The sequence below is a fragment of the Rhizobium sp. BK112 genome, from assembly GCF_014193215.1.
GTDB lineage: Bacteria > Pseudomonadota > Alphaproteobacteria > Rhizobiales > Rhizobiaceae > Rhizobium > Rhizobium anhuiense.
Genome location: NZ_JACHYZ010000005.1, coordinates 244636 through 257519 on the forward strand (window position 1 = coordinate 244636; position 12884 = coordinate 257519).

General features: G+C 60.7%; 17 protein-coding genes. 7 read left to right on the forward strand and 10 right to left on the reverse strand.

Translation table 11 applies throughout. The annotated features are described in order from the left end of the window. Positions 1–3: 3 nt before the first annotated feature. From accC to FHT75_RS16620, 3 genes are all read left to right on the forward strand, one after another. On the forward strand, positions 4–1359 hold the full coding sequence (gene accC / locus FHT75_RS16610; protein ID WP_174824496.1) for an acetyl-CoA carboxylase biotin carboxylase subunit: 1356 nt from the start codon (positions 4–6) through the stop codon (positions 1357–1359). A gap of 7 nt (positions 1360–1366) precedes the next feature. Further along, complete coding sequence (gene aat, locus FHT75_RS16615; protein ID WP_063475481.1) at positions 1367–1981, forward strand: leucyl/phenylalanyl-tRNA--protein transferase; 615 nt, start codon at positions 1367–1369, stop codon at positions 1979–1981. 75 nt (positions 1982–2056) lie between these two features. Beyond that, positions 2057–2983 (forward strand): DUF2167 domain-containing protein, encoded by a 927-nt coding sequence (locus tag FHT75_RS16620; RefSeq protein WP_183845043.1) that lies wholly within the window; start codon positions 2057–2059, stop codon positions 2981–2983. An 18-nt stretch (positions 2984–3001) separates the two neighbouring features. Here the strand turns inward: FHT75_RS16620 and FHT75_RS16625 are convergent, their stop codons facing one another. From FHT75_RS16625 to gatB, 5 genes are all read right to left on the reverse strand, one after another. Next, on the reverse strand, positions 3002–3442 hold the full coding sequence (locus tag FHT75_RS16625) for a DUF2155 domain-containing protein (protein ID WP_047614847.1): 441 nt from the start codon (positions 3440–3442) through the stop codon (positions 3002–3004). A 112-nt stretch (positions 3443–3554) separates the two neighbouring features. After that, complete coding sequence (locus tag FHT75_RS16630) at positions 3555–3953, reverse strand: NADH:ubiquinone oxidoreductase subunit NDUFA12 (protein ID WP_047614845.1); 399 nt, start codon at positions 3951–3953, stop codon at positions 3555–3557. Positions 3954–4056: 103 nt separating this feature from the next. Further along, on the reverse strand, positions 4057–4467 hold the full coding sequence (locus tag FHT75_RS16635) for a GNAT family N-acetyltransferase (protein ID WP_097623178.1): 411 nt from the start codon (positions 4465–4467) through the stop codon (positions 4057–4059). 51 nt (positions 4468–4518) lie between these two features. Then, positions 4519–5022, reverse strand: a complete 504-nt coding sequence (locus FHT75_RS16640) for a GNAT family N-acetyltransferase (RefSeq protein ID WP_047614841.1) — start codon at positions 5020–5022, stop codon at positions 4519–4521. A gap of 3 nt (positions 5023–5025) precedes the next feature. Then, the gene (gene gatB / locus FHT75_RS16645; RefSeq protein WP_183845042.1) at positions 5026–6528 is read right to left on the reverse strand and encodes an Asp-tRNA(Asn)/Glu-tRNA(Gln) amidotransferase subunit GatB; all 1503 of its coding nucleotides are present in this window, start codon (positions 6526–6528) and stop codon (positions 5026–5028) included. Between the two features lie 260 nt (positions 6529–6788). Here gatB and FHT75_RS16650 point away from each other — a divergent pair, with 260 nt between their 5' ends. Together FHT75_RS16650 and FHT75_RS16655 are read left to right on the forward strand one after the other, a co-directional pair. Continuing rightward, complete coding sequence (locus FHT75_RS16650; protein WP_164735965.1) at positions 6789–6965, forward strand: hypothetical protein; 177 nt, start codon at positions 6789–6791, stop codon at positions 6963–6965. 7 nt (positions 6966–6972) lie between these two features. Beyond that, on the forward strand, positions 6973–7347 hold the full coding sequence (locus FHT75_RS16655) for a VOC family protein (RefSeq protein WP_097630867.1): 375 nt from the start codon (positions 6973–6975) through the stop codon (positions 7345–7347). A gap of 71 nt (positions 7348–7418) precedes the next feature. On the opposite strand, the gene FHT75_RS16660 is transcribed toward FHT75_RS16655, so the two are convergent. Continuing rightward, positions 7419–7925, reverse strand: a complete 507-nt coding sequence (locus tag FHT75_RS16660) for a GNAT family N-acetyltransferase (RefSeq protein ID WP_183845041.1) — start codon at positions 7923–7925, stop codon at positions 7419–7421. Between the two features lie 311 nt (positions 7926–8236). On the opposite strand from FHT75_RS16660, the gene FHT75_RS16665 reads away from it, so the two are divergent. Beyond that, positions 8237–8494 (forward strand): YjhX family toxin, encoded by a 258-nt coding sequence (locus tag FHT75_RS16665; RefSeq protein WP_047614835.1) that lies wholly within the window; start codon positions 8237–8239, stop codon positions 8492–8494. Positions 8495–8540: 46 nt separating this feature from the next. Here the strand turns inward: FHT75_RS16665 and FHT75_RS16670 are convergent, their stop codons facing one another. Together FHT75_RS16670 and FHT75_RS16675 are read right to left on the reverse strand one after the other, a co-directional pair. Then, a complete protein-coding gene (locus tag FHT75_RS16670) occupies positions 8541–8822 on the reverse strand; it encodes a hypothetical protein (RefSeq protein ID WP_047614833.1) in 282 nt (93 codons plus the stop codon). A gap of 198 nt (positions 8823–9020) precedes the next feature. Further along, on the reverse strand, positions 9021–9773 hold the full coding sequence (locus FHT75_RS16675; RefSeq protein WP_183845040.1) for a sulfite exporter TauE/SafE family protein: 753 nt from the start codon (positions 9771–9773) through the stop codon (positions 9021–9023). Between the two features lie 98 nt (positions 9774–9871). Between FHT75_RS16675 and FHT75_RS16680 the strand changes: the two genes are divergently transcribed. After that, complete coding sequence (locus FHT75_RS16680) at positions 9872–10786, forward strand: LysR substrate-binding domain-containing protein (RefSeq protein WP_063475474.1); 915 nt, start codon at positions 9872–9874, stop codon at positions 10784–10786. Between the two features lie 245 nt (positions 10787–11031). On the opposite strand, the gene gatA is transcribed toward FHT75_RS16680, so the two are convergent. After that, positions 11032–12513: an Asp-tRNA(Asn)/Glu-tRNA(Gln) amidotransferase subunit GatA gene (gene gatA / locus FHT75_RS16685; RefSeq protein ID WP_063475473.1), complete on the reverse strand. Its 1482-nt coding sequence runs from the start codon at positions 12511–12513 to the stop codon at positions 11032–11034. 57 nt (positions 12514–12570) lie between these two features. Beyond that, a complete protein-coding gene (gene gatC / locus FHT75_RS16690; RefSeq protein WP_047614828.1) occupies positions 12571–12858 on the reverse strand; it encodes an Asp-tRNA(Asn)/Glu-tRNA(Gln) amidotransferase subunit GatC in 288 nt (95 codons plus the stop codon). Between the last annotated feature and the right edge of the window lie 26 nt (positions 12859–12884).

The following is a 12884-nucleotide window of genomic DNA, read 5'->3' on the forward strand; positions in this document are numbered from 1 at the left end:
CCGATGCCCATGATTTCGAAAATCCTCATCGCCAATCGCGGGGAAATCGCCCTTCGCGTGCTCCGGGCCTGCAAGGAGCTCGGCATCGCCTGCGTCGTGGTTCATTCCACTGCCGACGCCGATGCCATGCATGTGCGCCTTGCCGACGAAAGTGTCTGCATCGGCCCGCCCTCCTCGCGCGAGAGCTATCTCAACATCCACCAGATCGTCGCCGCCTGCGAGATCACCGGCGCCGATGCCGTGCATCCGGGTTACGGCTTTCTGTCGGAGAACGCCAAGTTCGCCGATATCCTCGATGCCCATGGCATCACCTTCATCGGGCCGACGGCGGACCATATCCGCATCATGGGCGACAAGATCACCGCCAAGACGACGGCGCTCGAACTCGGCATTCCCGTCGTTCCGGGCTCGGACGGCGAAGTGAAGACCGAAGAGGACGCGCTGAAGACGGCCGCCGAAATCGGCTATCCCGTGCTGATCAAGGCCACCGCCGGCGGTGGCGGACGCGGCATGAAGGTCGCCAAGAGCGAGGCCGACCTGATCGAAGCCTGGTCGACGGCGCGCACGGAAGCGGCAGCCGCCTTCGGCAACGATGCCGTCTACATGGAAAAATATCTCGGCAAGCCGCGCCACATCGAAATCCAGGTGTTCGGTGACGGCGAAGGCAATGCCATCCATCTCGGCGAGCGCGACTGCTCGCTGCAGCGCCGCCACCAGAAGGTTTGGGAAGAGGCGAATTCGCCGGCACTCAACGTCGAGCAGCGCATGAAAATCGGCCAGATCTGCGCCGACGCCATGAAGAAGCTGAAATATCGCGGCGCCGGCACGATCGAATTCCTCTATGAGAATGGCGAGTTCTATTTCATCGAAATGAACACCCGTCTGCAGGTGGAGCATCCGATCACCGAAGCGATCACCGGCATCGACCTGGTGCATGAGCAGATCCGTGTCGCTTCCGGCGGCGGTCTCTCGGTGACGCAGGACGAAGTGCATTTTTCCGGTCACGCCATCGAATGCCGCATCAATGCCGAGCACCCGCGCACCTTCGTGCCCTCGCCCGGCACGATCACGCATTTCCACGCGCCGGGCGGCCTCGGTGTGCGCATCGATTCCGGTGCCTATCAGGGCTACAAGATTCCGCCCTATTACGACAGCCTCATCGGCAAGCTCATCGTGCACGGCCGTACCCGCGTCGAATGCATGATGCGCCTGCGCCGGGCGCTCGACGAATTTGTCGTCGACGGCATCAATACGACGCTGCCGTTGTTCCAGGACCTCGTCTCCAACCAGGATATCGCCAACGGCGACTACGACATCCACTGGCTGGAACACTACCTCGCCAACACACCGGCGGCATAGGGCAGGAATGGCAGGATCGCGCAGGAAGTCACCAGGCATCACCCCTGACATTCTCCTGCGCGCCTATTCCATCGGCCTCTTCCCGATGGCCGAATCCGCCGACGACCCGGAGATCTTCTGGGTCGAACCGGAACTGCGCGGCGTGCTGCCGCTCGACCATTTCCATGTGTCGAAGAGTCTTGCCAAGACGGTGCGCAGGAAACCCTTCGAGATCCGTTTCGATCACGCTTTCGATCAGGTGATCGCGGCTTGCGCGGAGGAGACATCCGGGCGCCCGAGCACCTGGATCAACAAGACGATTCGATCACTTTACGCGACGCTCTTCGACATGGGCCATGCCCATACCGTCGAAGCCTGGGACGGCGACGAACTGGTCGGCGGTCTCTACGGTGTCTCCCTCGGCTCGGCCTTCTTCGGCGAAAGTATGTTTTCGCGCCGCACGGATGCCTCGAAGATCTGCCTCGTGCATCTGGTCGACCGGCTACGGGAAAGGGACTTCACCCTGCTCGACACGCAATTCACCACCGAGCACCTGAAGACGTTCGGAGCGATCGACGTTCCGAAGGCCGATTATGCCGTAATGCTTGCGACGGCGATGGAGTCGCCGCACCTTAAGTTTTAAGCCCGATTGATTCATCCAAACGTTGATTTTCCACCTGGTTTGGCTAGGCTCCGGAATGCAACGGGGGATAGAATTTTGAAACGATATTTTGCAGCCGCGATTCTTTTCGCCTTGTTGACGAGTCAGGCCGGCGCACGCCCTTACCAAGAGATGTTTGCGAACAGGAGCGATTTTTCCGACGCAGAAAAGCCATTGCTTGAGAAGCTCGATTTTCAGCAGGGCGTGATCAAGCTGCCTGAAGCCAAGGCAACGCTGAACGTACCCGCCGACTTCTACTATCTCAGCCCTGCCGACGCGAAGACGGTGCTCGTCGATATCTGGGGAAACCCGCCGGCGGCGGCGGGAACGATGGGGATGATCTTCCCGGCAAAATACGCGCCGACCGATATCGAGGCCTGGGGTTCCACCGTCGAATACAATGCTGACGGTTATGTTTCCGACGCCGATGCCGCCACGACCAACTACGACGAATTGCTGCAGAACATCAAAGACGCGATCCGCGAAAACAACGCCGAACGCGAAAAGCAGGGGTTTCAGAAGATCACGCTTGTCGGCTGGGCCTCCACGCCGCACTATGACAGATCTGCGCATGCGATGCACTGGGCTCGGGATCTGATCTTCGGCGACGACACGCAGCCGCAGCACACACTGAATTATTCCGTGCGTGTGTTCGGCCGCCAGGGCGTATTTCAATTCAACTTCGTCGCCGGCGTCGATCAGTTGAAAGAGATCGAAGGCGTCATTCCGACCGTCACCAAGCTCGTACAGTTCGACAAGGGAATGGCTTATGGCGACTATGTCGAGGGCGACAAGATCGCGGCCTATGGGATGGCGGGAATGATCGCTGCGGGCGCGGGCGCCAAGATTGCCGCGAAGGTAGGATTGCTGGCACTCGCTCTCGCCTTCTTCAAGAAGGCCGGCGTTCTCGTCTTCATCGTGCTCGCCGGTGCGCTTCGCTTTGCCAAGGGTCTTTTCAAGGGGAACAAGACACCCACAGCATAACGCGGCCGTCAGGTCGCGTTAGCGGGCTGTCGCCTTGGCGCCGTCAGGCGCCGGGACGTCCGAGCTCGTCTTGCAGTCCTTCAGCCAGACGTCGTAGATCGGGTGCTCGACGGCATTGAGGCCGGGGCTGGCGGCGAACATCCAGCCGGTGAAAATGCGGCGGATCTTGCGGTCGAGGGTGATTTCATCGACCTCAACAAAACCGTCGATCTTCTGCGCTTCGGCCTGGTCGCGCGAATAACAGGCCTTCGGTGTCACTTGCAGCGCGCCGAACTGCACCGTCTCGTTGACATAGACGTCGAAGGTCGTGATGCGGCCGGTGATCTTGTCGAGGCCGGAGAAGACGGCAACCGGATTTTCGATGCGTGCGGCATTTGCCGCAACTGGCGGAAGCAGGGCCGAGAGCGCCAGCAGCGATCCGGCGGCACGCAGCACCATGTTCCGCGTGAAGAGCTTCATGTACCCGTCTCCAGACATTTTCAGTTCACGGCCGCGGTCAAGCGCGGCCAACCTGCGGGTAAAGGTCAATTGTGGCCAAAAGCCGGGCCTGGGATTGCCCGTTCGAGCCGTCTCAGTTGCCGGGCGTCCAGGCGTCGTAATCGCCGGTGACGCGCGGCCGCTCACCCGGAACGGCGATGGAGCCCGGCGGACGGTAAGCCTGCGGCGAACCGGTGAGGTTGGGGCGATGCCCCTTCTGCCATTCCTTGGCGACGTAGTTTTCCTTGGACGGGGGAACGTCGGTGCGATGATGCATCCAGCCATGCCAGCCCGGCGGAATGGCGGAGGCTTCGGCATAACCCTTGTAGATCACCCAGCGCTTCGGCAGACCGTAGGAAGACATGCCGCCTTCGTAATAGACGTTACCGAATTCATCCTCGCCGACACGCTTGCCAAAACGCCAGGTCGCAAAACGCGTGCCCATCGTCTGACTGTTCCACCAGGTGAAGGTTTGAACCAGAAGATTCCACATGTCTTTTCCTTGTGCCCGCCGGGTGCGGGCCAAACCAGAATTCATTCCCTCGCTTATGCCGTCGCGAAGCCGAATTGTCCAGCGATTCCACGACAGCCACGGGTCATTTCAAAGCCATCTTGAAGCCCAGATGCGAGGCCCTGAAGCCCAGCCTTTCGTAGAAACGGTGGGCATCCCTACGCAGGGCATTCGAGGTCAGCTGCACCAGCCGCATGCCGCGGCCTTTTGCCTCGGCAATGGCGAATTCGATCATCGCGGCACCGATCCCCTGCCCGCGCAGATCGGCCCGCGTCTGCACCGCCTCGATAATCATCGCCGAGGAGCCACGCCTGGTCAGCGACGTCGTCACCATCGTCTGGAACGTGCCAACCACCTCACCGCCGCGCTCTGCAACGTAAAGCATCTGGTCTGGCGAAGCTTCGATTGCGGCAAAGGCCCTGGCATAATCCGGGAAGGCTTCAGCTTCCGTGGTATCGCCATGACCGCCGAGCGCATCGGCGGCAAAGATTGCCACGAGCGCCGGCACTGACGAATGAGTATGTCGGGCAATTCCCCCGCCACGGCCTCAATGCCCTTCGAGCGGTTTTTCGAAGATCAGCGCGGGAATGCCGGATTGCCCGGCCCCACTGTTCTCATTGCGGCCGACCTCGGTGAAGCCGTGCGTGAGATAGAAGGCGATCGCCGCTGCATTCTGGGGTTCGACTTCGAGACGCATGATCTCCGCATCCGGAAAGCAGGTTTCGAGCTCGGCGAAGATATCGCGGCCGATACCCTGGCGCTGCAGCGCCGGCCTGACGTAGAGGAGATGCAGCATGACCGTCTTCGTCAATTGCTGCGACATTGCCGCATAACCCATGCCGCCAATATTGCGGCCGTCATCGGCAACGAGGAATTCGGCATCCTTCCGCGCCAGCCGCGCCTTCAGCGCCGCCGCCGCAAAGAGATGGGCGATGAGATCATCCACCTTTGCTGCGCCATGGAGGTCGTCATAGGTAGCATGAAAGCTCTCCGCCAGCAGGGCGCGCACCTTCTCCACGTCGCGTTCGCCGGCGGTGCGGACGAAGTACACCGCTTATTCCTCGATGCCGAGCTTCGCCTTGACGAGGGCCTGGACAGCCTGCGGATTGGCTTTGCCGCCGGTCGCCTTCATCACCTGGCCGACGAACCATGCCGCCATGGTCGGCTTCGCCTTGACCTTTTCGACCTGATCGGGATTGGCGGCGATGATCTCGTCAACGGCCTTCTCGATCGCGCCGGTATCCGTCACCTGCTTCATGCCGCGCGTCTCGACGATCTCGGCGGGATCGCCGCCTTCGGTGAGCACGATCTCGAAGAGATCCTTGGCGATCTTGCCGGAGATGGTTCCCGCCTTGATGAGATCGATGATGGCGCCGAGCTGGGTCGGCGAAACCGGCGTCTGCTCGATATCCTTGCCGGTGCGGTTCAAGGCGCCGAGCAGATCGTTGATCACCCAGTTTGCCGCCGTCTTGCCGTCACGGCCTGCGGCGACCGCTTCGAAATAATCGGCAATCGCCTTCTCGGAGACGAGCACCGAAGCGTCATAGATCGACAGGCCGAGCTCGCGCACGAAGCGCTCCTTCTTGTCGTCGGGCAGCTCGGGAAGATCGGCTTCGAGCGTCTTGATGAAGGCATCGTCGAATTCGAGCGGCAGCAGGTCCGGATCGGGGAAGTAACGATAGTCGTGAGCATCCTCCTTGGAGCGCATGGAGCGCGTCTCGCCCTTGTTCGGGTCGAAGAGGCGTGTCTCCTGATCGATCGTGCCGCCATCCTCCAGAATGCCGATCTGGCGGCGGGCTTCATATTCGATCGCCTGGCCGATGAAGCGGATGGAGTTGACGTTCTTGATTTCGCAGCGCGTGCCGAAACCCTCGCCCGGGCGGCGGACCGAGACGTTGACGTCGGCGCGCATCGAACCTTCGTCCATGTTACCGTCGCAGGTGCCGAGGTAGCGCACGATCGAGCGCAGCTTGGTCATATAGGCCTTGGCCTCGTCGGACGAGCGCATGTCGGGCTTGGAGACGATCTCCATCAGCGCGACGCCGGAACGGTTCAGGTCGACATAGGACATGGTCGCGTGCTGGTCATGCATCGACTTGCCGGCATCCTGCTCCAGGTGCAGGCGCTCGATGCCGATTTCGATATCCTCGAACTGGCCCTGGCGATCCGGCCCGAGCGAAATGACGATCTTGCCCTCACCGACGATCGGATCCTTGAACTGCGAGATCTGATAGCCCTGCGGCAGGTCGGGATAGAAATAATTCTTGCGGTCGAAGAGCGAGCGCTTGTTGATTTCGGCCTTCAGGCCGAGGCCGGTGCGCACCGCCTGCCTGACGCATTCCTCGTTGATGACGGGCAGCATGCCGGGCATGGCGGCATCGACCAGCGAGACGTTCGAATTCTGCGGCTTGCCGAATTCCGTCGAAGCGCCGGAAAAGAGCTTCGAATTGGACAGAACCTGGGCATGGACTTCCATGCCGACGATGACTTCCCAGTCGCCGGTGGCGCCGGGGATGAAGCGTTTCGGATCAGGCGTGCGGACGTCGACAAGGGTCATCTGATACTCTTTGCAGGCTGTTCTTTTCCACTGGTGAGGTAACGGAAATGGCGTAGCGGTGCAAGGCTTTCCCTTGCGCAAGAGTTGCCGTCGGCGGCTTCTGTCTGTGCCAAGATGCCGTCTGCACCGGGGGCGGCGACATCCGCATAAGCCGAGCGATCGAGACGAATTTCGACCGCCCCAGTTGTCGACACCATTGTGATCTCTATCTTGAGTCCGAATGCCGCTTGGATTTGGACCATCGCGACACGGAGGCGTTATTGAAGGGTTATCTGCCCTATCTGGTCGGGACGCTGGCAGGGTTGCTGCTCGCGCTCACCATTTCCGGCCTGTTGACGTTGCAGGGAACACCACAGCTCATGCTTTTCGCATTGCTGCCGGCCATCGGCGGGGCGATCGCTGAGCGCGTCTCCGAGCGTCGATCCGGTAAGTTTTAGAAGCGTCATGGCAAGGCTGAAAGAAATCGTCATCGACTGCGACAATCCCTGGCGAGTTGCTCGTTTCTGGGCGGCGGCGCTCGATGGCTACGAAGTGATGCCTTATGACGATGCCGAGCTGGCCCGCCTTGCCGCATTGGGGCTGACACCGGAAACGGATCCGACGGTGATGGTCGATGGTCCCGGAACACGCCTCTGCTTCCACCTTCGCCAGGGAGAGCGTACCGCCCGCAACCGTGTTCATCTCGATATCGCCGCTCCGGACCGGCAAAAAGAAGTGGAACGGCTCCTATCCCTCGGGGCGACATTCGTCCGCGAGACGGATGCCTACAGCGTATTGAATGATCCCGAAGGCAACAATTTTTGCGTGACGTCCGAATAGCCCGCTATGAGCCGAGAACCACGCCCGGCGGCAGTAAGCAATCCTCCGCCTCCTGCAGCACCTTTCAAACGTCAGAATTCCTGCCCGTATCCGCCGCCATCGGAAACGAGCTGTTTCGTCAGTCCAAGAGAGGGCACGTCGCGGTCGAGCTTCGGATTATAGGCGACCGAGAGCCAGTGGATGCTGTAGCCGTGTTTCCGGAAGAAGCCGATCGCCTCGCTATTGCCGGAATGGGTCTGCATCGCCGCCTTCTCGAAGCCCTGATCGGAGATTTCCTTTTCGATGCGGACGAGAAGCGCCGAACCAAGCCCCTGGCGGGTGAAGGCAGGATCGATCCAGAAATCCGAGATGGTTTCGTCCAATCGCTCGCGCGCCGCCCAGCCTGCGACCTGGCCGTTCTGCTCGACGACGGTGATGGTCAGCCAGTCGTTTTCCACGAAGTTCCGAAAGGCGTTGCGCGCTGCATCGATCATCGCGTCCGATTCGCCGATCGACGCCATCGCATTTTGCCAGGCCCTGAGCCCGATCTCGCTCAATAGCTCCGCTTCACCATCGCGGGCATTGCGAATGTGGATCAACGACACCTCCGCGTTACCCCTCAACTAGACCATTGAGTCGCGAAATTTACCAGTGGCTCCAAGGAGATGATGGCTGGAAATTGCGGTTTTCGACCGGTTTTAACCTGAGAGCACGCTCTTGACCGAATTTTCCCGGCTGAATAATAAAGCTTATCGAGGTGTTTTATGTTGAGCCTGCCTGAGACCCGGTAAAGGCCCTGCCCGCAAGTTTTCTTGCGCGCATGGGCCCGAAAAAAACGAAGCCCTGACGTTCGAATGAGCGCCAGATCGTTTTTGTGCGCCCTGCCGGGCGCGATACCGGATCTCAACACATGGACATTTCTCGCACGGAGCAGCGCATCCTGCATCTCATGGCCCAAGGCGGCCGCATCGAAATTTCTCGCGACGACAACAGGAAGATCGAGGCAGTCAGTTGCTTCACCCGCGATGGCTGGCTCTATCCCGGCGTCGATCTCGATCTCTTCCGCAGGCTGAAGCAGCTGAGGGCCATCAAGTCCTCGAGCGGCCAACCCTACCGGATCACCGAAAAAGGATTGAGGCTGGTCAGGTCGCAACTAAATAACAGGTAATCGGGCAACCCACCCTGACTATGCTCCAACCGGCGTAGTCAGGGTGTTAGCCTCCAGCCTTTGCAGAGAGTTCCGTCCGCATCGCCGACCACTCGTCGGCCATCGAGCCGGCGCCTCGTCTCTTTCCGGCGCGACGATACCAGTAATCGGCATTCCAGTCGTCGCCCTCGATGCGATGGCAGAGCGCGTGACCCCAGTCGAACGGCTGTTCACCTTCGTGACGCTGGCAGATTTCGTGTACCGCCTGCCAATCCGCGCCCATGGTGAACCCACCGGCAGCGAGGCGATCGGCTGCCTCGATCAATCGCGCAAGATCATTGTTCGGCATGAGGCCCTCCCCGCAAAGTCTTCTTTCTATAACAGGCGCCACCTCGAAATCCGAGACGGCACCCGCCTTCTTCAGTCGCGAAGCAAATGGTCAGGTGACCTGCCTTGCCGGCAAGGGTTTCAAGGCCCCCGAGGTCCTTCAGACGCAGCGTGACCGGGTTGTCAGCAACTGACATCCACCTCGTGCCACCACAAGCGGTCATTGCGACAGAAGGGGCCGAAGCGCCATTTCCAGTCCCAGAATCAGGAGACAGACGAGAAATCCACGCCGAAAGACATCTTGACTGATCCGCGTGCGGATCGCCTGCCCAGCCACCATGCCAACTAGGGCGGGGATGACGGCAAGCACCGACGTCGTCAGTGCGCTGATTGGCAGAGTCCCATGGGAGAGAAGGGCGATAGCAAGCGCAATGGTCGAAATGCTGAAGGATAGGCCCAATGCCTGAACCAGTTCGTCCCGCTCGAAACCGAGCGCCTGAAGATACGGAACGGCGGGAATGACGAATACGCCCGTAGCACCTGTCATGACGCCCGTTGCCAGCCCAATCAGAGGCGATGCCCAAGGCTGCCAATGGGAGGGCACGCGGTGCTGATGAGCAAGGAGCGTGTAGCCTGAGTAGAAAACCAGCGCGAGCCCGAGAGCTATTGTGGTGCGGCCGGCATTACCGCCTGCAAGCAGGGTGGAGCTGGCCAGCGTGCCAATGACGATCATCGCCATCATGCGCCACAGTCGCAGCAGAAGCGCCCCAAATCGTGGACCGGCAAGAAGCTGCCAAACATTCGTGACGAAGGATGGCGCGAGCAGCAGCGCGGCCGCCGTCAATGGATTAAGGAGCGCGCCGAGTGCACCCATGGCCACTGTGGGCAAGCCCATGCCCGTGACGCCTTTGACGAAACCGGCAACAAAGAAAATGACGGCGATTGCGACAGTGGTGAAATTGATCTGCTCCATGCTGCCACTTAGAGCAATACGACGCTTGGCCACAATCGGGAACTTCCATCGTCAGGCTTCGGTTTTTCCGAAGCCTGACCGTGTGTTATCTTTGCGCCATGCGCTTCGATCTTGCAGATTTACGTCTCTTTCTCGCCGTTGTGGAGGCTGGCAGCATCACGCATGGCGCTTCGGCGGCCAATCTTTCTTTGGCTGCGGCAAGCGAGCGACTCCGTCAGATGGAAGCATCCGGCGGCGTATCGCTTCTGGATCGCGGGCGGCGGGGCGTCAGCGCGACGCGGGCCGGAGAAGCATTGGCGCATCATGCCCGTCTCGTTTTGCGCCAAGTGGCAACGATGCAGGCGGAATTGTCAGAGCATGCGCGCGGAGTCCGGGCCACGATCAGGCTCCTCGCCAATACCGCGGCAATGGCCGAATTTCTACCCGGCCGTCTTGGACCGTGGCTGGCGGCGCATCCCCGCATCGACGTCGATCTCTCCGAGCGGCCGAGTTCCGAGATCGTCAAGGCAATAGCAGGCGGACTGGCGGAGATTGGGATCGTCTCCGATGCGATCGAGACGTCACCGCTGACAACATCGCCATTTGCGGTCGATCGTCTCGTCGCCGTCATGTCAAGCACTCACCCCATGGCTGGGGAAAGGCGGATCGCCTTTTCTCAACTCCTCGGCGAGGACCAGATCGGCTTTGCAGGTGCGCTTCAGCAGCATGTCGATGACCACGCGGCCCGCGCGGGCCATAGGTTGCAGCCGCGCGTGCATCTCAGAACCTTTGAGGGCATTTGCAGGATGGCGGCGGATGGCGTGGGTTTTGGCATTGTTCCCGAGATCGCCGCGCGCCGCTGCCGTCGCACCATGCCGATCGCATTTGTCAGACTCACTGACGCCTGGGCGACGCGACGACTTCTGCTTTGCTCTCGAGCCGTTGAAGAACTCCAACCCATCACGCGTCAACTGCTTGAGCATCTGGCGCGAGGTCAACATGCACCGATTTTGCGGCCTGATACCGATCCCTAAAGGTACAAGGTTTCTTCACGGACATATCAACGAGCGGGAAGTCCTCCTCATCGACAGCAGGTCTTATCAGCGTTAGCCGACAAGTTCGCACCGGCCTCCGTCAGATCGACTGAATGATGGTTACGGACAACGCGAGGCGCTGAGTTCCGGCTCGAAGGAACAAATATGAAAAAATGGCCTGTCGATCAGGAAAAAGGCCGGGCGCCGACCGCCTTGCGATCGGCGCAAATGGATCGTTAAGTCGGTTACCACCACTTGGCGGGCGTAAACCGGCCGGCCGCCTGCTCGATGACATGGGCGGTCTTGAAGAGGGTTTCCTCATCAAAGGGCTTGCCGATCAGTTGCAGGCCGAGTGGCAGGCCCTTCTGGTCGAGGCCGGCCGGCACGGCGATGCCGGGCAGGCCCGCCATGTTGACCGTCACCGTGAAGATGTCGTTCAGATACATCTTCACCGGATCGGCGGCGAGGTTCTCATCGGCGACGCCGAAGGCCGACGACGGTGTTGCCGGCGTCAGGATGGCGTCGACGCCGGCATCGAAAGCGAGTTCGAAATCGCGCTTGATCAGCGTGCGGACCTTCTGGGCGCGGATATAATAGGCGTCGTAATAGCCGGCGGACAGCACATAGGTGCCGATCATGATGCGGCGCTTGACTTCCTTGCCGAAGCCCGCGGCACGTGTCTTCTCGTACATGTCGACGATATCCTTGCCGTCGACACGCAGGCCGTAGCGCACGCCGTCGTAACGGGCGAGGTTCGAGGATGCCTCGGCGGGAGCGACGATGTAATAGGCCGGAAGGGCGTATTTGGTGTGCGGCAGCGAGATGTCGACGATCTCGGCGCCGGCTTCCTTCAGCCAGGCGATGCCCTGGCGCCAGATGGCTTCGATCTCATCCGGCATGCCATCGACGCGGTATTCGTTGGGAATACCGATCTTCATGCCCTTCAGCGACTGGCCGATCGCGGCTTCATAATCCGGCACCGGCAGATCGACCGACGTCGTGTCCTTGGCATCGACGCTTGCCATCGACTTCAAAAGGATGGCGGCATCGCGCACGTCGCGGGCGATCGGGCCCGCCTGGTCGAGCGAGGAAGCGAAAGCGACGGTGCCCCAGCGCGAGCAGCGGCCATAGGTCGGCTTGATGCCGACGGTGCCGGTGAAGGCTGCCGGCTGGCGGATCGAGCCGCCGGTATCGGTCGCGGTGGCGCCGGCGCAAAGGTGAGCGGCGACGGCTGCGGCCGAGCCGCCGGAGGAGCCACCGGGCACGAGCTGCTGGTTGGAACCCGCGGAGCGCCAGGGGTTGATGACCGCGCCGTAATACGACGTCTCGTTGGAGGAGCCCATGGCGAACTCGTCCATGTTAAGCTTGCCGAGCATGACGGCGCCGTCATCCCAGAGGTTCTGCGTCACGGTCGATTCATAACGGGGCTCGAAACCATCGAGAATGTGGCTGCAGGCCTGGGTGTGCACACCGACGGTGGCAAAGAGATCCTTGATGCCGAGCGGAATGCCTTCGAGATCGCCCGCCTTGCCGGCGGCGATGCGCGCGTCGGAATTCTTCGCCATGAGGCGGGCGAGATCCGGCGTGACCTTTATGTAGGCATTCAGCTGACCATTGGCCGCATCGATCGCCGAGATATAGGCTTCGGTCAGTTCGGTCGCGGTGATTTCCTTGGCGCGCAGCTTCTGGCGGGCTTCGGCAATGGTCAGGCTGGTGAGTTCGCTCATCGTGTTTTCGCTTCAGATCTGGAAATGGCAACAGGGTCGGAAAGAGGCTTCGAAGCCTTATTCGACGACTTTCGGCACCAGGAAAAAATTATGATCGGTGACGGGCGCATTGGCGACGATATCGGCCGCCTTGCCGCCGTCTGTCACCTCATCGCTCCGCTTCTTCATCGCCATCGGGGTGACTGACGTCATCGCCTCGACGCCATCGACATTCACTTCGGAGAGTTGCTCGACGAAGCCAAGGATACCGTTCAGCTCGCCGACCATGCGATTTGCCTCATCCTCGGAGACGGCAATACGGGCAAGGCGGGCGACGCGCTTCACGGTGGCAAGATCGACGGACATGGCATTCTCCGGATAGGATTTTTCCT

Bases quoted from the DNA above. Each gene is read 5' to 3' on its own strand.
- FHT75_RS16625 (WP_047614847.1), bottom strand. From the start codon at position 3,442: ATGAAGCTCTTCACGCGGAACATGGTGCTGCGTGCCGCCGGATCGCTG.
- FHT75_RS16670 (WP_047614833.1), bottom strand. From the start codon at position 8,822: ATGCCGAACAATGATCTTGCGCGATTGATCGAGGCAGCCGATCGCCTC.
- FHT75_RS16665 (WP_047614835.1), top strand. From the start codon at position 8,237: ATGGACATTTCTCGCACGGAGCAGCGCATCCTGCATCTCATGGCCCAA.
- gatA (WP_063475473.1), bottom strand. From the start codon at position 12,513: ATGAGCGAACTCACCAGCCTGACCATTGCCGAAGCCCGCCAGAAGCTG.
- accC (WP_174824496.1), top strand. From the start codon at position 4: ATGCCCATGATTTCGAAAATCCTCATCGCCAATCGCGGGGAAATCGCC.
- FHT75_RS16675 (WP_183845040.1), bottom strand. From the start codon at position 9,773: ATGGAGCAGATCAATTTCACCACTGTCGCAATCGCCGTCATTTTCTTT.
- FHT75_RS16680 (WP_063475474.1), top strand. From the start codon at position 9,872: ATGCGCTTCGATCTTGCAGATTTACGTCTCTTTCTCGCCGTTGTGGAG.
- FHT75_RS16655 (WP_097630867.1), top strand. From the start codon at position 6,973: ATGGCAAGGCTGAAAGAAATCGTCATCGACTGCGACAATCCCTGGCGA.
- gatB (WP_183845042.1), bottom strand. From the start codon at position 6,528: ATGACCCTTGTCGACGTCCGCACGCCTGATCCGAAACGCTTCATCCCC.
- aat (WP_063475481.1), top strand. From the start codon at position 1,367: ATGGCAGGATCGCGCAGGAAGTCACCAGGCATCACCCCTGACATTCTC.
- FHT75_RS16630 (WP_047614845.1), bottom strand. From the start codon at position 3,953: ATGTGGAATCTTCTGGTTCAAACCTTCACCTGGTGGAACAGTCAGACG.
- gatC (WP_047614828.1), bottom strand. From the start codon at position 12,858: ATGTCCGTCGATCTTGCCACCGTGAAGCGCGTCGCCCGCCTTGCCCGT.